Consider the following 17,224-nt stretch of genomic DNA (forward strand, 5'->3'; position numbering starts at 1 on the left):
CGAGCACCGGAGGCGGAGCATGTTCGTCGTCCCCACGGTCGACCTGTCCCCGTACCTCGACGGCGACCCGGGCGGCCGGCCCCGCACCGCGGTCGCCCTCGACGCCGCCTGCCGCGCGCTCGGCTTCATGCAGGTGGTCGGGCACGGCATCCGGAACCGGGCGGTCACCGCGCTGACCGAGGCGGTGGACGCGTTCTTCGCGCTGCCCGACGACGACAAGCGGGCGCTGGTCGTCACCGACGGCACCAACCGCGGCTACAGCCCGCCACGCAGCGAGTCGCTGAGCCGCAGCCTCGGCGTCGAGCAGGGCACGCGGATGAACGACTTCTTCGAGGCGTTCAACGTCGGGACCGCCGCCGACGGGCCGTCGTCGGGCGGCGACGGCAACGTCTGGCCCGACCTGCCCGGCTTCCGCGAGGGCGTCGAGACCTGGGTCGGGGAGGCGCGCCGGGTCGCCCGGGCGCTCACCACCGCGATGGGCGACGCCCTGGGGGACCGCGACGTGTTCCGGCGGCTCGCGACCGACCCGGTCGAGGTGCTGCGCATGAACCACTACGCCCTCGAGGAGCAGGACCTGCCCGTGGACGCCGACCTCACGGGCATGGGGGAGCACACCGACTACGGCATCGTCACCGTGCTCTGGGCGGACGCCGTCGCGGGCCTGCAGGTCCTCGACGGCGGCGAGTGGCACGACGTGGTCCCCGACGACGGGGCCCTGCTGGTGAACCTCGGCGACCTCACCGCGCGCGTCACCGGGGACCACTGGCGCTCGACGCTGCACCGGGTCCGGCCACCGGTCGAGGACGGCCGCGTGCGACGGCGCCGCTCGGCGGCCTTCTTCCACGACGGCGACCCGGACGCCGTCGTCGAGACCCTCCCCCTCCCCGGTGCCGTGCCCTACGCGGCGACCACCGTCCGCGACCACCTCGCGGCGAAGCTCGCCGGCAGCCGGGACGGGAAGCTCAACCTCGACGCGGGCCGCGAGGAGTCGCGCGTCCGGGCCGTCCGATGAGCGCCGACGAGACGTGGCTCCGCGAGGCGGTCGCGCTCGCGGAGCGGAACGTCGCCGACGGCGGAGGACCGTTCGGGGCGGTGATCGTGGCCGACGGTCGCGTCATCGCGCGGGGCCAGAACCGTGTCACCCGCGACATGGACCCCACCGCGCACGCCGAGGTGACCGCGATCCGCGCCGCGTGCCGCGAGCGCGGCGACTTCGCGCTGCCCGGGGCGACCCTCTACACCAGCTGCGAGCCCTGCCCGTTGTGCGTCTCGGCCGCCCTGTGGGCACGGCTGGACCGCGTCGTGTACGCCGCGGACCGGCACGACGCCGCCCGCGGGGGCTTCGACGACCGGGAGTTCTACGAGCTCTTCGCCCGGGACCCCGGCACCTGGCCGACGCGCGTGGAGGCGCTGGGTGCGACGGTGGAGCTCGACCCGCGGGCGCCGTTCGACGCGTGGCTCGCGAAGACCGACCGGGTGCACTACTAGTGGATCTGCTCACGGTCGGCACGTTCGCACGACCCCCCGACGATCTCGCCCTGCGCGCGCTCCAGCCGACCCTCGGACCCGACCGCGCCCTGCTCGGCGGGGGCACCTGGCTGTTCTCGGTGCCGCAGCCGCACCTCGCCGGGATCGTCGACCTGACCGCCCTCGGCTGGGAGCCGCTGCGCGCGGACGACGAGGGCCTGACGATCGCCGCGACGACGACGCTCGCGACCCTCGCCGACGTCGACCCGGCGGCCCACCCGGCCTGGCCTGCGGTCGCGCTGTTCGCCGGGTGCTGCGAGGCGCTGGTCGGTTCCCGCAAGGTCCAGCACGTCGCGACGGTCGGCGGGAACGTCTGCCTCGGCCTGCCGGCCGGCCCGATGATCACGCTCGCGGCCGCGCTCGACGGCGTCGCGACGGTCTGGGGCCCCGACGACGGCAGGTGGACGGCCCCCGTCGTCGACCTCGTCGTCGGGCCGCAGCGGACGTCGCTCGTCCCGGGCGAGGTGCTGCGCTCGATCCACCTCCCGGCCCGGGCCCTGCGGGGGCGCACCGCGCTGCGCAAGGCGTCCCTGTCCCCGCTCGGGCGCAGCGCGGCGCTGCTGGCGGGCCGCCTCGACGATCCCGCCGACGGGTCCGGGTTCACGCTGGCCGTCACCGCGTCCCTGCCGCGCCCGGCGGTCCTGCGCTACGCCGGCCTGCCCGACGCCACGACCCTCGCCGCCGACGTCGCGGCCCTCGGTGACGGCGAGGACGGTGTCGGGGGTGGCTGGTACGACGATCCGCACGGCTCGCCGGACTGGCGGCGGGCGATGACGCTGCTGCTCGCGGAGGAGATCCGCGCGGCGCTGGGGGAGGTGGCCCGGTGACGACCGTCGACGGCGCCGCGCTGGACGCCGAGCCCCGCCCCGGCCAGTGCCTGCGCACGTTCCTGCGCGAGCACGGCCACCACGCGGTGAAGAAGGGCTGCGACGCCGGCGACTGCGGGGCCTGCACGGTGCTGGTCGACGGCACCCCCGTGCACTCCTGCCTGTACCCCGCGATCCGCGCGGCAGGGGCGACCGTGACGACGGCGGCCGGGCTCGACGAGGGTCCCGACGATCCCCGGCCCCGCTTCGCGGCGGCGGCGGGCTTCCAGTGCGGGTTCTGCACGCCCGGGATGGTCACGACGGCCGCCGCGTTCGCCGACCGGCTCGCGGAGCCCGGGCAGCGCGCCCGCACCCTGCAGGGCAACCTCTGCCGCTGCACCGGCTACCGCGCGATCGCCGACGCGCTGGACGGGACACGGGCGGTCGAGGAGGGCGGCGTCGGTGCGTCCGTGCCCGCGCCCGCCACGGACCGCGTCGTCCGGGGCGCCGAGCCGTACACCCTCGACGGGGACCCGCCGTCGGGCACGGCCCACCTCGTCGTCGTGCGCAGCCCGCACGCCCACGCCCGGATCACCGCGATCGACACCGCCGCCGCGCTCGCGGTGCCCGGCGTGCTCGCGGTGCTCACGCACGAGAACACGCCGGCCACGCTCCACTCCACCGCCCGCCACGAGAGCCGGCTGGACGATCCCGACGATACGCGGGTCCTCGACGACGTCGTGCGGTTCCACGGGCAGCGGGTGGCCGCCGTGGTCGGCGACGACCTCGCGGCCGCGGAGGCCGGGGCGCGGGCCGTCGTGGTCACCTACGAGCCGCGGCCGCCGGTGCTCGACGTGGAGACGGCACGCGCGGGGCCGCCGATCCACGGGGAGAAGCTCGCGAGCCGCATCGCCGACCCCGCGCGCAACGTCGTCGCGGCGCTGCACCAGGGCGTCGGGGACGTCGCGGCCGGGGTCGAGGAGGCGCGGCGCTCCGGAGGTGCGGTGGTGACGGGCACGTGGCGCACCGGGCGGGTGTCGCCCGCGTCGCTGGAGACCCACGGCAGCCGCGCGTGGGTCGAGGAGGACGGCAGGCTCGTCGTCCGGACCTCGTCGCAGGTGCCGTTCCTGGTCCGGGACGAGCTCGCACGGCTGCTCGACCGGCCGCCCGGGTCGGTCCGGGTGCACACCGCGCGGGTCGGCGGCGGCTTCGGGTCGAAGCAGGAGCTGCTCACCGAGGACCTCACGGCCCTCGCCGCCCTCGTCACCGGCCGCCCGGTGCAGTGGGAGCTCACGCGCACCGAGTCGCTCACCGCCACGCCCACCCGGCACCCGATGCGCGTGACGGTGACCGCCGCGGCGCGGCCGGACGGCTCGCTGACCGCCCTCGGCATCGACGTGCTCTCCGACGCGGGCGCGTACGGCAACCACTCGCCCGGCGTGATGTTCCACGGCTGCCACGAGTCGATGGCGCTCTACCGGTGCGCGAACAAGCGGGTCGACGCGGAGGCGGTCTACACCACCACCCCGCCCTCCGGGGCGTTCCGCGGCTACGGCCTGGGCCAGGTGCAGTTCGCGATCGAGGGCGCGCTCGACGACCTCGCCCGCGAGCTCGGCCTCGATCCCTTCGAGCTGCGTCGACGTATCGTCGTGCGGCCCGGGGACGACTTCGTCGCGAGCGCCGACCCGGCCGAGCACCCCGACGACCTCGCCTTCGGCTCCGACGGGCTGCCGCAGTGCCTCGACCTCGCCCGCGAGGCCCTCGCCCGCGGTGGCGATCCCGCCCCGGACGGGCCGACGTGGCGGGTCGGGGAGGGGATGGCATCGACCATGATCGCGACGATCCCGCCGCGCGGGCACCGCGCGGAGGCGGGCGTCGTCCTCGACGGCGGGCGCTACCGGGTCCGTGTGGGGACGGCGGAGTTCGGCAACGGCACGGCGACGGTGCACGCCCAGATCGCCGCGACCGCGCTCGGCGCCCGCACCGACCAGGTGGACCTGCACGGCGGCGACACCGACGCCGTCGCCGTGGACACCGGCGCCTTCGGCTCCACCGGCACCGTGGTCGCCGGGACGGCCGTCGCCCGTGCGGCCGAGGCGCTCGCCGCCGAACTGCGTGGCAAGGCGGCGGCGCGGCTCGGGGTCGGCGCGGCGGAGTGCGTGCTGGGCCCGGACGGGGTGAGCACCGCGGACGGTCGGACGGTCGCGTTGGGGGAGCTGTCCGGGGCGCGCGGCGAGGGCGCGCACGGCGGGTCACCGCGATCGGTGGCCTTCAACGTGCACGCGGTGCGCGTCGCCGTGGACACCGCGACCGGGGAGGTCCGGATCCTGCGCTCGGTGCACGCGGCCGACGCCGGCGTCGTCGTGAACCCGCAGCAGTGCCGGGGGCAGGTCGAGGGCGGGGTCGCGCAGGGGATCGGCACGGCGCTGTACGAGGAGATCCGGCTCGACGACGCGGGCCGGGTGACCACCCGCGTCCTGCGGGACTACCACCTGCCCCAGTTCGCCGACGTGCCCCGCACCGAGGTGCTCTTCGCCGACACCGTCGACGCCCTCGGCCCGTTCGGGGCGAAGTCGATGAGCGAGTCGCCCTACAACCCCGTGGCCCCCGCGATCGCGAACGCGATCCGGGACGCGACCGGGGTCCGGCCGCGCCGGCTCCCGATGACCCGCGACCGGGTCTGGGCCCTGTGCCGGGAGGCGGGCGACGATGTCACGTCCGTGCACGGCGGCCGAAACACGGGCGTCACGGAGGCTTCCTAGGTTCCGTGCCGCGCCGTCCGGTTCCGGGCGGGCGATCCCCTTCGTCGAGGAGGCCCCGTGCCGAGCACCCCGGCCGCGTCCGTCATCGGACGCCGTTCCTTCCTGCGCTGGTCCGGTCTGGCCGCAGGAGCCGTCGGGGGCGCCACCCTGCTCGCCGCGTGCGGCGGCGGCTCGGACGCGGGCTCGGCGCCGGCGGCGCCGGGCTCGAACGCCTACGGCCGGGAGGCGATCCAGCTCTCGTGGATCAAGAACACCGAGTTCGCCGGGGAGTACATGGCCGACTCGCGGGGCTACTACCGCGAGGCCGGGTTCGAGGGGATCGACCTGCTCGCCGGGGGGTCCGCCTCGACCGGGGTCGAGGCGAACCTCGTCTCCGGCAACTGCTGGGCCGGTCTGTCCGCGCCGGCGCTGACGGCTCCGGCGGTCCTCCAGGGCGCCCCGCTGAAGATCGTCGGCGCCACGTACCAGAAGAACCCCTTCTGCATCGTCTCCGGCGCGGGGAACCCGATCCCGGAGCCGCGCGCGATGATCGGGAAGCGCATCGGGGTGCAGGACTCGAACGACCAGGTGTGGAACGGGCTGCTGCGGGCCAACGGGATCGACCCCGCGCAGATCACCCGGGTCCCCGTCCAGTTCGACGCCGCCCCGCTGACGACCGGGGAGATCGACGGCTATCTCGCCTACATCACCAACGAGCCCAACTCGCTGACCCGCCGCGGCTTCCCCAACACCACGTTCCTGTTCGCGGACCACGGACTCCCGCTGGTCGCCGAGACCGTGACCGTGCTGCAGGAGACGATCGACAACGAGCGGGCGAAACTCAAGGCGTTCCTGCGCGCCGAGGTGCGCGGGTGGAACGACGCCGTCCGCGACATCCCGGGCGTGGCCCGGCTGACCGTCGAGACCTACGGCCGCGACCTCGGACTCGACATCCCCGGTCAGGTGAAGGAGGCGACCGACCAGAACGCGCTCGTCGTCACGGACGACACCCGGGCCAACGGACTGTTCACGATGACCGACGTCCTGGTGGAGGAGAACCTGCGGGCCCTCTCGCTCGCCGGCTCGACGATCGCGCGCGAGCAGCTGTTCGACCTCTCGCTGCTCACCGAGGTCTACGCCGAGGACCCGTCCCTGCGCGTGGCCCTGCCGTAGCGCCGCCGTGAGTGCCGAGGCCACCGTGCCGCAGACCCCGACCGGGATCGACATCGCCGGGCTCACCAAGGAGTTCGGGCGCGGGCGCAAGGTCACCCGCGCCCTCGAGGAGGTCGACCTCCGCACCACCGACGGCTCGTTCCTGTCGCTGATCGGGCCGTCGGGCTGCGGGAAGTCGACCGTCCTGCGGGTCCTCGCCGGCCTGGAGGACCCCACGTCGGGCTCGGTGTCGGTCACCGGGCGCACCCCGGCCCAGCTGCGGACCTCGGGCGAGCTGGGCGTCGCCTTCCAGGACGCCGCGCTGCTGCCGTGGCGATCGGTGGAGTCGAACATCCGGCTGCCCCTGCAGGTCTCCGGGCGGGAGGCCAACGACGGGCTGGTGCGCGAGCTCGTCGAGCTGGTCGGCCTCGGAGGGTTCGAGAAGGCGAAGCCCGCGCAGCTCTCCGGCGGGATGCGCCAGCGGGTGTCGATCGCCCGCGCGCTGGTCCTGGAACCGACCGTGCTGCTGCTCGACGAGCCCTTCGGCGCCCTCGACGACATGACCCGCCAGCGGTTGAACCTCGAGCTGCAGCGCATCTGGACCGCCCGCCGTGCCACCACCCTCATGGTCACGCACGGCATCGCCGAGGCGGTGTTCCTCTCCGACGAGGTCGCGGTCATGAGTCCCCGGCCCGGACGCATCGTCGAGGTCGTGCCGATCGACCTCCCGCGGCCCCGGCAGCCGGAGATGATGCGTTCCCCGGAGTTCCACGCCCTCCACGACCGGCTCTCCGAGCTCATCTTCGGTCGGGTCCAGGCCGAGGTGGCCCGATGACGGGTCACCGGCCGGCGTGGGTCGGCGGACTGGCCGGCGGGCTCGTGGTGATCGCCCTCTGGTGGGTCGCCGCGCTGGTGTTCTTCCCGCCACCGCCCGGGGCGCCCCCGGGCGCGGCCGGCGCGGTGCCCACCCCGCCGGAGATGCTCGCGGCGATGGCCTCCGACGGCGCGGGGTTCTACGCCCCGAACGTCGCCGCCACCGCGTCGACGGCCCTCTCCGGGTTCCTCTGGGGCAATGGTCTGGCGATCCTGCTGGCGCTCCTCGTGGTCGCCCTGCCGTGGCTCGAGACACTGGTCCTGAACATCGCCGTGATCAGCTACTGCCTCCCGGTGGTGGCGGTCGGCCCGATCCTCGCCGTGGTCTTCGGCGGGCGGACCCCCTCGATCGCCCTCGCCGCGATCTTCTGTTTCTTCACCACCACCGTCGGCACCCTGCTCGGTCTGCGGTCCGCGGACCGGGCGGCCATGGACGTGGTGACGGTCTTCGGTGGGGGGCGTCTGGACCGGATACGCCGGGTCCAGATCGTGTCGGCCGCACCCGCGGTGCTCGCGGCGCTGAAGATCGCCGCGCCCTCGGCGGTGCTGGGCGCGATCATCGGGGAGTACCTCGGTGGTCTCGACACCGGGCTGGGCGTGGCGATGACCCTCGCGCAGCAACAGCTCGACGCGCCGCGCACCTGGGGCATCGCCGTGGTGTGCGGGCTGGTCGCCGGCGCGGGCTACCTCGTGCTCGGGCTCGTCGAGCGGTTCGCGACGCCCTGGTCGACCGGTCGGGAGGCCGTGTCGTGAGCGCGCCGACCGACGACCGCCCGTCGGGCGGGCTCGCCCCCGGCGTCGCACCGGGTCGCTCCGGCGGCGGGTTCGCCCGCGAGGCGCTGGCCGCGGTCGCCCGCCGGCTCGCCCCGGTCGCGGTGTCCCTGGCCGTGATCCTCGTGCTCTGGACGGTCTTCCTCCAGGTGTTCGGGGTCCGGGCGCTCATCGGGAAGAACCCGTGGGACGTCCTCGAGTGGTTGTTCCTGCTCCCCGCCTCGGCGGCGAACCGCGCGCAGGTCCTCGGCGACCTCGGGGTGACGTTCGTCGACGCGGGCATCGGATACGTCGCCGGGCTGGTCGCCGCGGCGCTCGCGGCCTCGGTGTTCGTCCTCTCCCGCCCGCTGGAGCAGGCCCTCATGCCGATCGCGACGCTGCTGCGCTCGGTGCCGCTGGTCGCGATGACGCCGCTGATCGTGCTCGCCTTCGGGCGCGGCCTGACCGCGACCGGCGTGATCGGCGCGATCGTCGTGTTCTTCCCGGCGCTGGTGACGATGGTCTTCGGGCTGCGCTCGTCCTCGCCGTGGGCGATGGAGCTGGTGACGGTGTACGGCGGCGGCCGGCTCTCCCGGCTGCGGCGCGTGATGCTGCCGTCGGCCGTCCCCGCCTTCTTCGCCGCCGCTCGCGTCGGGGTGCCGGCGGCGATGGTGGGTGCCCTCATGGCCGAGTGGCTGGCCACCGGCCGCGGCAGCGGCACGCGGATGATCACGGCCGTGGCGGGCTTCCGCTACATCGAGATGTGGGCCGCCGTCACCGTCGTGACCGCGGCCTGCGTCGCGGTCTACGCCCTGGTCGGCATCATCGAGTCGCTGGTCGTGGCGCGGATGGGCCTCGACTGACGAACGAACGGCACCCTCGCAGCTTCTATGCGCGCGAGAGTGCCGTTCGTTCGGATCACGAGGCTCAGGACGCCTCGACCTTCGGCATGATGTCGTTCTTGATCCGCTTCAGGTCGTCCAGCGTCTTCGAGACCGGGACGTCGACGAACGGCGGCCAGATGAGCGGCATCGTCAGGCCCGCCTCCTTGTAGGCCTTGAGCCGGTCGGTGAGCTGCTTCTCGGTGCCCACCAGCAGGTTCGACGCCACCCCGCCCGCGGTGCTCTGGTCGGTCTCCTCCTCGGTGATGACCGTCCAGATCATGCTGCAGATCTCGAGGTCCTTCGACCGCTTCGGGCTGCCGATCTCCTCGAACTGCTCGTCGATCGCGGTGAGCCACTTCGCGAGGCCCTCCGGCGAGTCCTGGATGCCGATCCAGCCGTCCAGGTCGTACTTCGTGATGCGCCGGGCGGAGCGCAGCGGGTCCTTGAGGCCGCTCATGAAGATCGGCGGGCGCGGCTGCTGCAGCGGCTTCGCGCCGAACCCGCAACGGTCGAAGTCGGCGAACTCGCCGTGGTACTCGAACAGGTCGTTGCCCCAGACGCCCTGGAGGACCTCGATCGTCTCGCGGACGTGCTTGTGCCGCTTCGGGAAGATGTCCGTCGCGCTCGCGGCGGCGAACTCCTCGGGCATCCAGCCGGCGCCGAGGCCCACGTTGAGGCGCCCGCCGGAGAGGTGGTCGATGGTGGCCAGCTCCGCGGCGAGGACGCCCGGCGCGCGGAAGGGGGTGTCGATGATGCTCTGCCCGATGCGGACCTTCGACGTGCGGGCCGCCAGCCACGGGAGCAGCGGGTAGCCCTGGAACCACTGGCCGCGGGACTGCACCGGCAGGGCGTGCGGCAGGTTGTCCATCATCCCGAACGTGTGCTGGAGCTCCTCGCGGTCCGAGGCCTCCGGGACCACGATGCGGTCCAGCGTCCACACCGAGTCGAAGTCGAGCTCCTCGGCGAGGTCCGTGAGGTCCTCGAGCTCCTTGATCGTGACCTCGGTGCGGAAGTTCGGCAGGTACAGCGCGAGCTTCATGACGATGTTCCTCCTGCACGCCTCGACGGCGAGGGTCCGGGGCAGGTCCGCGTGACCGCCACCACTCGGAGTATCACCCTGGGTGATGCGCCTCACACGAGGGACAACGCTTTCTCAACGGTTCCTCAACGCGATCGGAGCCCTTGTCGCCCCGTGCCGCCCCCGGCACGATCACGAGCACGAGAGGGGGTCGCCGTGGACCCGAGCACCGGCCCGCGCGTGCTCGTCGTGGACGACGACGAGGCCGCCCGCACGGTCGCGTCGTGGCGGCTGGAGTCCGACGGGTTCGCCGTCGACCAGGCCGCCGACGGGGCCGCCGCGCTCGCGGCGATCGACGGCTCGTGCCCGGACCTCGTGGTCCTCGACCTCTCCATGCCCGGCATCGGGGGCCTCGACGTCCTGCGCCGCGTCCGCGCCACCCCGACCACCGAGAGCCTGCCCGTGATCGTCCTGTCCGGGCGCAGCGGCGAGACCGACCGCATCGTCGGGCTCGACCTCGGCGCGGACGACTACCTGGTCAAGCCGTTCTCCCCGGGCGAGCTCGCCGCCCGCGTGCGCTCGGTGCTGCGCCGGGCCCGCCCCGCCGCACCCGTCGTCACCGGCGGGATCGAGCTCGACGTCCCGGCCCGCGAGGTCACCCTGGACGGCGCCTCCGTCGAGCTCACGGCCCGCGAGTTCGACCTGCTGGCGTTCCTCGTCGGCCACCCCCGCCAGGTGTTCAGCCGGGCGCAGCTGCTCGCTCAGGTGTGGCGCAGCGAGGGCTGGCAAGGCGAGGCGACCGTCACCGAGCACGTCCACCGGCTGCGACACAAGCTGCGCCTCGACCCGGCCGACCGCCCGCGCATCCGCACGGTGCGCGGCGTCGGCTACCAGCTCGACCCGTGACCGCCGTGAGTTCCGCGAGCGACACCGACGTCCTGCTCGGCCACCAGCACCGCGTGCTCGAGCTGCTCGCCGGCGGCGCGGCCCGCCGCGAGGTGCTCGAGGCGGTGACCACCTCGCTCGAGGAGCTGATCCCGGGCAGCCGCTGCTCGATCCTGGTGCTCGACCCGGTGGCGGGCACCCTGCACCACGGCGCCGCCCCCTCGCTGCCCGCCGAGTACTCCGCGGCGATCGACGGGATGGCGATCGGGGACGACGCCGGGTCGTGCGGCACCGCGGCCCACACCGGACGCGCCGTGGTGGCCGAGGACGTCGCCGTCGACGAGCGCTGGGCGCGCTACCGGTACCTGGCGCTCCCGCACGGGCTCGGGTCGTGCTGGTCGAGCCCGATCCGGCTCGGCCGGGGCGGGGTCCCGCACGACGAGGTGCTGGGCACCTTCGCGGTCTACCACGAGGCCGGGCACCGTCCGGACGAGCGCGAACGCCGGCTGGTCGCCCGATTCACCGACCTCGCCGCGGTCGCCCTCGAGCACGACCGGCTCTACGGCGCCCTCGCCCAGAGCGAGGAGCGGTTCCGCCGCGCGTTCGAGGACAACGCGGTGGGTATGGCGCTGACCGACCTCGACGGCCGGTTCCTCAAGGTGAACCCGGCCCTCGCCCGCATGGTCGGGCGCGAGCCGGCCGACCTGCTCGCGGCCGACCTCACCGCCCTCGTGCGCCGCGAGGACCGCGCGGGCGCCCGGCTGCTGCTGCGTGGCCTCGCGGACGGGTCCGCCGACGCGGGGCCCGGTCCGCTCGAGGTCGTGCTCACCCGACGCGACGGGAGCACGCTGACCGCCTCGCTGTCGGCGTCGGTCGTCGGCGCGGGGGCGGCGCGCCACGTCAGCCTCAACGTCGTCGACGTCACCGCCCGTCGGGCGGCGCAGCGCGACCGGATCGCCCGCCGCGAGGCGGAGCTCGCCGCCCGGGTCGCCGAGGACGCGAGCCGGGCCAAGTCCGAGATGCTGTCGACGCTCTCCCACGAGCTGCGCACCCCGCTGCAGGCGGTCATCGGGTTCGCGGAGCTGCTCGGCACCCTGGACCTGCCCCCGGAGCGCCGCGCGGCGGCCCTCGGGCACATCGACACCGCCGCCCGGCACGTGCTCGACCTCGTCAACGACGTCCTCGACCTCGCCCGGCTGGAGGCCCGCGCCCTGCCGCTGTCCCCGGCGCCCGTGGTGCCGGGGGAGGTCGTCGGCGAGGTCGTGGAGCTGCTCGAGCCGCTCATGGCCGAGCGGGGCATCTCGGTCGGACTCCCCGACGGCGGGTGCGGTCCGGTCTTCTGCGACCGGCGGCGGCTGCGCCAGGTGCTGATCAACCTCGTGACGAACGGGGTGCGCCACAACCACCCCGACGGCTGGGTGCAGGTGGACGCCCACGACGACGGCGGGGAGGTCGTCGTCGCGGTCCGCGACGGCGGACCGGGGATCGCCCCGACGCTGATCGACCGGTTGTTCGTGCCCTTCGACCAGCTCGACACCGACCGGGGCGGCTCCGGCCTCGGTCTCGCGCTGGTCCGTGGGCTGGTGGAGGCGATGTCGGGCACCGTGGCCGTCGCGAGCGCGCCGGGGGAGGGAACGACGGTGACGGTCCGGCTGCCGGCCGCGGGGGCGTCCGCCGTCGGTGCGCCGGCGGCCGGGGCGGGCGTACGTTCGGGTCGTGGGTGATCAGAGGGAGCCGGCCGGTCCCGGGTCGGTCGACGAGGTCGTCACGCTGCTGCGCGCCCGGGGCGACGCCCTGGAGGCGTTGCTGGAGCGCGCGGGCCGCCGTCGGGAGGAGCATCTCGCGCACGAGGGCCGCCCCGGCACGGTGACCTACAGCCCCAAGGTCTTCGTCCCGCTCACCCGCCTGTGCCGCGACCGGTGCCACTACTGCACCTTCGCCACCGTCCCCGGGCGGGTGCCCGCGGCCTACCTCGAGCTCGACGAGGTCCTCGGGATCGCCCGCGCCGGCGCCGACCAGGGCTGCACCGAGGTGCTGTTCACCCTCGGCGACCGGCCCGAGGCCCGGTGGAGCGCGGCCGACGCGTGGCTGACCGCCCGCGGGTACGCCTCGACCATCGACTACGTCCGCACCGCCGCGCAGGCCGTGCTCGACGGGACCGGCCTGCTGCCGCACCTCAACCCCGGCGTCATGACCCCCGACGAGCTGGCCGCGCTGCGGCCGGTCGCGCCGTCGATGGGGATGATGCTCGAGTCGACGTCGACGCTGCTCGTCGAGCCCGGCGGCGCGCACTTCGGGTCGCCGGACAAGGAGCCCGCGGTGCGCCTGGCGGCCATCGAGGACGCGGGCCGGGCGCGGGTGCCGTTCACCACCGGCATCCTCGTCGGGATCGGGGAGTCGCTGCGCGACCGCGCGGAGTCCCTGCTCGCGCTGGCCCGGCTCGCCGACGAGTACGGGCACGTCCAGGAGGTCATCGTCCAGAACTTCCGGGCGAAGCCGGACACCGCGATGCGCGGCGAGCCGGACGCGGAGTTCGACGAGTTCGTCGCCGCGGTCGCGGTGGCCCGCCTGCTGATGCCGCTCGGGGTGACGGTGCAGGCGCCACCGAACCTCGCCGGCGAGCTGGGCGACGCCGGGGACGCGGCCTCCGACCAGGCGCTGCTGCTGCGCGCCGGGATCGACGACTGGGGCGGCGTGTCGCCGGTGACCCCCGACCACGTGAACCCCGAGCGTCCCTGGCCGGGCCTGGACGATCTCGCCGCCGTCACCGGGGCCGCCGGCTTCGCCCTGCGTCCGCGGCTCACCGTCTACCCGCGCTACCAGCGCGAACCCGGCTGGATCGACCCGGCCGTGGCACCCGCCGTCGGGAAGCTGGCCGATGCCGACGGGCTGCGGGAGACGGAGCGCAGCGGAGCTCGACCCGTCGAGATGGCCCCGCGGTGACCTCGTGGCTCGCGGTTGCGCGGGAGGACCCCGCGGGCCTGCCCGACGAGGGGTACGTGGCGCTGCTCGGCGCCGACGGCGACGAGCTCGAGGAGCTGGCGGACCTCGCCGACTCCGTCCGGCGTCGGACGGTCGGTGACGACCTGACGGTCGTCGTGAACCGCAACCTCGACCCGGCCCTCGTCGTGAAGCCGGAGCACCTCGACGCGCTCGTCGAGGAGGCCTGGACCCTGGGCGCGACGGAGGTCTGCCTGCAGGGCCCGCTGCCGCCCGAGGCCGGGCCGGACGCGGCGGTCGACCTGGTCGCGCGGGTCGCCGGACGGCACCCGCTGCACGTCCACGCCTTCCGGCCCGCCGAGGTCGAGGCCGCGGCCGCCCGGCGGGGGACGTCGGTCGAGGACTTCCTGACGGCGGCCCGCGCGGCCGGGCTGGGCTCGGTGCCCGGGACGGCGGCGCGCATCCTCGACGACGGCGTCCGCGCGGCCCTGACCGGCGGGACGGACATCCCGGCGGCCCGGTGGGTCGAGCTGATCCGCACCGCGCACCGCGTCGGGCTCCGGTCCACCGCGACGATCGTGTACGGGCACGTCGAGACCGCCGCCCAGCAGGTCGCGCACCTGAGGGCGCTGGCCGGGATCCAGGATCTCACCGGGGGCTTCACGGAACTGATCGCCATGCCGCTGGTGGACGTCCCGCCCGGCGTCGCCGCCCGCGGCGCGTCCGGGCGCGAGACCCGCGCCCTGCACGCCGTCGCGCGTCTCCTGCTGCACGGGCGCATCGACCACCTGCAGGCCGCGTGGCCGAAGCTCGACCGGGACACCGTGCTCGCGGTGCTGCGCGGCGGGGCGGACGACCTGGGCGGGCTGCTGCTCGACGGCGTCCTCGACCCGGGTGCGGGTCCGGAGGCCGGTCGCGTGCTGACGGTCGACGACGTCCGCGCGATCGCGGAGGAGCTGGGCCGACCGGTGCGGCAGCGGACGACGCTCTACGGCGAGGTGGACCCGGAGCGGGTGATGCTGCGGTGAACGGCGTCGGTGTCGTCGACGTCGCGATCGTCGGCGCCGGGTTCGCCGGGCTCGGCCTGGCCATCCGGCTGCGCCGCCAGGGCCACGGCGACTTCGTGCTGCTCGAACGGGCCGGCGACGTCGGCGGGACGTGGCGGGACAACCGCTACCCGGGGGTCGCCTGCGACGTGCCGTCGCACCTCTACTCGTTCTCGTTCCGTCCGGCCCCGGACTGGTCGCGGGTCTTCGCGCCGGGCGCGGAGATCCAGCACTACCTGCGGACGGCGGCGGTCGACGAGGGGGTGGCCCCGCACGTCCGGCTCGGGGCCGAGATGCGGGACGCCCGGTGGACCGGGGAGGACTGGGAGATCGACACGGCGGCGGGGTCCTGGCGAGCCCGGGTCCTCGTGCTCGCCGCCGGTCGCCTGACCGAGCCCCGGATTCCGGACCTCCCGGGCCTCGAGGACTTCGGCGGACCGGTGCTGCACACCGCCCGCTGGGACCCGTCGTTCGACCCGGAGGGCCTGCGCGTCGGCGTCGTCGGGACGGGCGCGTCCGCCGCGCAGGTCATCCCGCGCCTGGCCGGGCGGGCCCGCGAGCTCGTCGTCTTCCAACGCACGCCGGCGTGGGTGGTGCCGCGGGGGGACCGGCCGTACACCCGCGCCGAGCGCACGCGGTTCACCCGCGACCCGGCCGCCGCCCGCGCGCACCGTCAGGACATCTTCGACGACGCCGAGCGCGCGATCGCGGCCCGTCGCCGGGTCCGGCCCGCGATCGACGAGCTGCGCACCCGGGCCCGGACCCACCTGCACACCCAGGTCACCGACCCCGGCCTGCGGGCCCGCCTGGAACCCGGCTACGAGATCGGGTGCAAGCGGATCGTGCTCTCCGACGAGCTCTACCCGGCTCTGGACCGCGACGACGTCACGCTCGAGGACTCGGCGCTGACCGCGGTCGGACCGGGCGCGGCGCGTGCCGCGTCCGGACGACGGCACGAGCTGGACGCCCTGGTCCTCGCGACCGGGTTCCACACCACCCGACAGCCCTACGCGGAGCGGGTGCGTGGACGGGAGGGCACGCTCGCCGAGCACTGGGCCGGGGGCATGAGCGCCTACGCCTCGACCGCCGTGCACGGGTTCCCCAACATGTTCGTCCTCGACGGGCCGAACGCGAGCCTCGGTCACAACTCCGCCGTCTACATGATCGAGACGCAGATCGACTACGTGCTGGGCGCGCTGGCGCACCTGCGGCGCGCGGGAGGCCCGCTGGAGGTGTCCGCCGCCGCCGAGCGGGCCTACGTGCGCGACGTCGACGACGCCGCCCGGGACACCGTGTGGCTGCGCGGCGGCTGCCGGAGCTGGTACGTCGACGAGGCCAGCGGACGCCTGACGCTGCTGTGGCCGGGCTCGGCGCGCTCGTTCCGGGAGCGGAACGCGCGGTTCGACCCGACGCCCTATCTCGGTACCGCCGGGGCCGCGTCGGCGTGACCGGGGCGCTCGCCGGGTAGGTCAGTTCCCGGACTGCGGTCGGGGAGACGAGGGCGGGCGGGATGAGCGCGACGATCTACGGCACGGCGGAGCCGGCGGAGAAGACGAAGTTCGAACAGATCCGCGAGAAGTACCCGTGGCTCGACCACGTGGTGCGGGCCGGCGCGCGGTACACCGAGAAGCACGGGGACCACTACGCCGCGGCGATCACCTACTTCTCGATCCTGGCGCTCGTGCCGCTGCTGATGATCGCGTTCGCGGCCGCGGCGTTCGTGCTGGCGAACAACCAGCAGCTGCTCGACCAGATCTCGGTGAGCATCACGCAGGCGGCGCCACCCGGGCTCGGGGACCTGCTGAACCAGGTCATCCAGCAGGCGATCCAGCAGCGCAACGCGGTCGGCATCGTCGGTCTGCTCGGTGCGCTCTACTCCGGGCTCGGCTGGATGGGGAACCTGCGTGAGGCCCTCTCCGAGCAGTGGGACCAGCGCGGCGACCCGCCGACCGTCGTCAAGCGCTACGCCGGCGACCTGCTCGCCATGATCGGGCTCGGGGTGGCGCTGGCGCTGTCGTTCGCGATCACCGCCGTGGCCAACGGCGCGGGCCGGATCGTCGCGGAGTTCCTCGGGCTGGCCGGGCAGGCGTGGGTCCAGGTGGTGCTGAGCCTCATCGGCATCGTCATCACCCTGGCCGCCAACTGGCTGGTCTTCCTCTGGGTGATCGCCCGCCTGCCGCGCGAGCCCGTGACGCTGCGCTCCGCGGGCCGGGCGGCGATCCTCGCCTCGATCGGCTTCGTGATCCTCCAGCAGATCATGACCTTCTACATCGCGAGCGTCACCAACTCGCCGGCCGGTGCGGCGTTCGGCCCGATCATCGGTCTGCTGGTGTTCGCGAACTTCGTCTCGCGCTTCATCCTGTTCGTCACCGCCTGGGCGGCGACGCTCAAGGAGAACGAGCGCGAGGAGGTCCCGGAGCCCGCACCGGTGATCGTCCGGCCCGCCGTCAGCGTCGGGCGCGCCCCGGGGGCCCGGACGACGGCGGGGCTGCTCGGCGCGGGCGCGGTGCTCGGCGCCGTCGGGGGCCTGCTCGGGATCAACGGGATGCGGCGGCGGCGCTGACCCCTCCCCCTTCCTGAACGAACAGCACTCTCGCGCGCA

Annotated in this window: 15 protein-coding genes; 14 read left to right on the forward strand and 1 reads right to left on the reverse strand. The window is 74.8% G+C overall.

The window, feature by feature from the left end; genetic code table 11:
• Positions 1 to 19 precede the first annotated feature (19 nt).
• The 8 genes from QRT03_RS06325 to QRT03_RS06360 are packed head-to-tail and all read left to right on the forward strand — an operon-like array spanning position 20 to position 8,712.
• Complete coding sequence (locus tag QRT03_RS06325; protein ID WP_286051638.1) at positions 20 to 1,012, forward strand: isopenicillin N synthase family dioxygenase; 993 nt, start codon at positions 20 to 22, stop codon at positions 1,010 to 1,012.
• A complete protein-coding gene (locus QRT03_RS06330; RefSeq protein WP_286051639.1) occupies positions 1,009 to 1,488 on the forward strand; it encodes a nucleoside deaminase in 480 nt (159 codons plus the stop codon). The genes QRT03_RS06325 and QRT03_RS06330 overlap by 4 nt, the downstream gene beginning before the upstream one ends.
• Positions 1,488 to 2,354 carry an FAD binding domain-containing protein gene (locus tag QRT03_RS06335; protein WP_286051640.1) on the forward strand — a complete coding sequence of 289 codons (867 nt, stop codon included), beginning with the start codon at positions 1,488 to 1,490 and terminating at the stop codon, positions 2,352 to 2,354. The genes QRT03_RS06330 and QRT03_RS06335 overlap by 1 nt, the downstream gene beginning before the upstream one ends.
• Entirely contained in the window at positions 2,351 to 5,095 is a 2,745-nt protein-coding gene (locus QRT03_RS06340; protein WP_286051641.1) for a molybdopterin-dependent oxidoreductase, read from the forward strand. Before QRT03_RS06335 ends, QRT03_RS06340 begins: the two co-directional genes overlap by 4 nt.
• A gap of 57 nt (positions 5,096 to 5,152) precedes the next feature.
• The gene (locus QRT03_RS06345; RefSeq protein ID WP_286051642.1) at positions 5,153 to 6,247 is read left to right on the forward strand and encodes an ABC transporter substrate-binding protein; all 1,095 of its coding nucleotides are present in this window, start codon (positions 5,153 to 5,155) and stop codon (positions 6,245 to 6,247) included.
• Positions 6,248 to 6,254: 7 nt separating this feature from the next.
• Entirely contained in the window at positions 6,255 to 7,061 is an 807-nt protein-coding gene (locus QRT03_RS06350; protein ID WP_286051643.1) for an ABC transporter ATP-binding protein, read from the forward strand.
• Complete coding sequence (locus QRT03_RS06355; protein ID WP_286051644.1) at positions 7,058 to 7,852, forward strand: ABC transporter permease; 795 nt, start codon at positions 7,058 to 7,060, stop codon at positions 7,850 to 7,852. The genes QRT03_RS06350 and QRT03_RS06355 overlap by 4 nt, the downstream gene beginning before the upstream one ends.
• Complete coding sequence (locus QRT03_RS06360; protein WP_286051645.1) at positions 7,849 to 8,712, forward strand: ABC transporter permease; 864 nt, start codon at positions 7,849 to 7,851, stop codon at positions 8,710 to 8,712. Before QRT03_RS06355 ends, QRT03_RS06360 begins: the two co-directional genes overlap by 4 nt.
• 64 nt (positions 8,713 to 8,776) lie before the next feature.
• On the opposite strand, the gene QRT03_RS06365 is transcribed toward QRT03_RS06360, so the two are convergent.
• On the reverse strand, positions 8,777 to 9,772 hold the full coding sequence (locus QRT03_RS06365) for an LLM class flavin-dependent oxidoreductase (RefSeq protein WP_286051647.1): 996 nt from the start codon (positions 9,770 to 9,772) through the stop codon (positions 8,777 to 8,779).
• A gap of 195 nt (positions 9,773 to 9,967) precedes the next feature.
• Between QRT03_RS06365 and QRT03_RS06370 the strand changes: the two genes are divergently transcribed.
• The 6 genes from QRT03_RS06370 to yhjD all read left to right on the forward strand — a co-directional run bounded on the left by QRT03_RS06370 (position 9,968) and on the right by yhjD (position 17,185).
• Positions 9,968 to 10,657 carry a response regulator gene (locus tag QRT03_RS06370; protein ID WP_286051649.1) on the forward strand — a complete coding sequence of 230 codons (690 nt, stop codon included), beginning with the start codon at positions 9,968 to 9,970 and terminating at the stop codon, positions 10,655 to 10,657.
• Positions 10,654 to 12,360 carry an ATP-binding protein gene (locus tag QRT03_RS06375; RefSeq protein WP_286051650.1) on the forward strand — a complete coding sequence of 569 codons (1,707 nt, stop codon included), beginning with the start codon at positions 10,654 to 10,656 and terminating at the stop codon, positions 12,358 to 12,360. The genes QRT03_RS06370 and QRT03_RS06375 overlap by 4 nt, the downstream gene beginning before the upstream one ends.
• On the forward strand, positions 12,353 to 13,579 hold the full coding sequence (gene cofG / locus QRT03_RS06380) for a 7,8-didemethyl-8-hydroxy-5-deazariboflavin synthase CofG (RefSeq protein WP_286051651.1): 1,227 nt from the start codon (positions 12,353 to 12,355) through the stop codon (positions 13,577 to 13,579). The genes QRT03_RS06375 and cofG overlap by 8 nt, the downstream gene beginning before the upstream one ends.
• On the forward strand, positions 13,576 to 14,604 hold the full coding sequence (locus QRT03_RS06385; protein WP_286051652.1) for an FO synthase: 1,029 nt from the start codon (positions 13,576 to 13,578) through the stop codon (positions 14,602 to 14,604). The genes cofG and QRT03_RS06385 overlap by 4 nt, the downstream gene beginning before the upstream one ends.
• Positions 14,601 to 16,070 (forward strand): flavin-containing monooxygenase, encoded by a 1,470-nt coding sequence (locus QRT03_RS06390; RefSeq protein WP_286051653.1) that lies wholly within the window; start codon positions 14,601 to 14,603, stop codon positions 16,068 to 16,070. Before QRT03_RS06385 ends, QRT03_RS06390 begins: the two co-directional genes overlap by 4 nt.
• A gap of 62 nt (positions 16,071 to 16,132) precedes the next feature.
• Positions 16,133 to 17,185, forward strand: a complete 1,053-nt coding sequence (gene yhjD, locus QRT03_RS06395) for an inner membrane protein YhjD (RefSeq protein ID WP_286051654.1) — start codon at positions 16,133 to 16,135, stop codon at positions 17,183 to 17,185.
• The last annotated feature ends 39 nt before the right edge of the window (positions 17,186 to 17,224 follow it).

The sequence above is a fragment of the Actinomycetospora termitidis genome, assembly GCF_030286555.1.
Lineage (GTDB): Bacteria > Actinomycetota > Actinomycetes > Mycobacteriales > Pseudonocardiaceae > Actinomycetospora > Actinomycetospora termitidis.

What these genes read in the sequence shown, in the direction of transcription:
- QRT03_RS06325 (WP_286051638.1), top strand. Translation starts at nt 20, where the DNA reads ATGTTCGTCGTCCCCACGGTCGACCTGTCCCCGTACCTCGACGGCGAC.
- QRT03_RS06330 (WP_286051639.1), top strand. Translation starts at nt 1,009, where the DNA reads ATGAGCGCCGACGAGACGTGGCTCCGCGAGGCGGTCGCGCTCGCGGAG.
- QRT03_RS06355 (WP_286051644.1), top strand. Translation starts at nt 7,058, where the DNA reads ATGACGGGTCACCGGCCGGCGTGGGTCGGCGGACTGGCCGGCGGGCTC.
- QRT03_RS06365 (WP_286051647.1), bottom strand. Translation starts at nt 9,772, where the DNA reads ATGAAGCTCGCGCTGTACCTGCCGAACTTCCGCACCGAGGTCACGATC.
- yhjD (WP_286051654.1), top strand. Translation starts at nt 16,133, where the DNA reads ATGAGCGCGACGATCTACGGCACGGCGGAGCCGGCGGAGAAGACGAAG.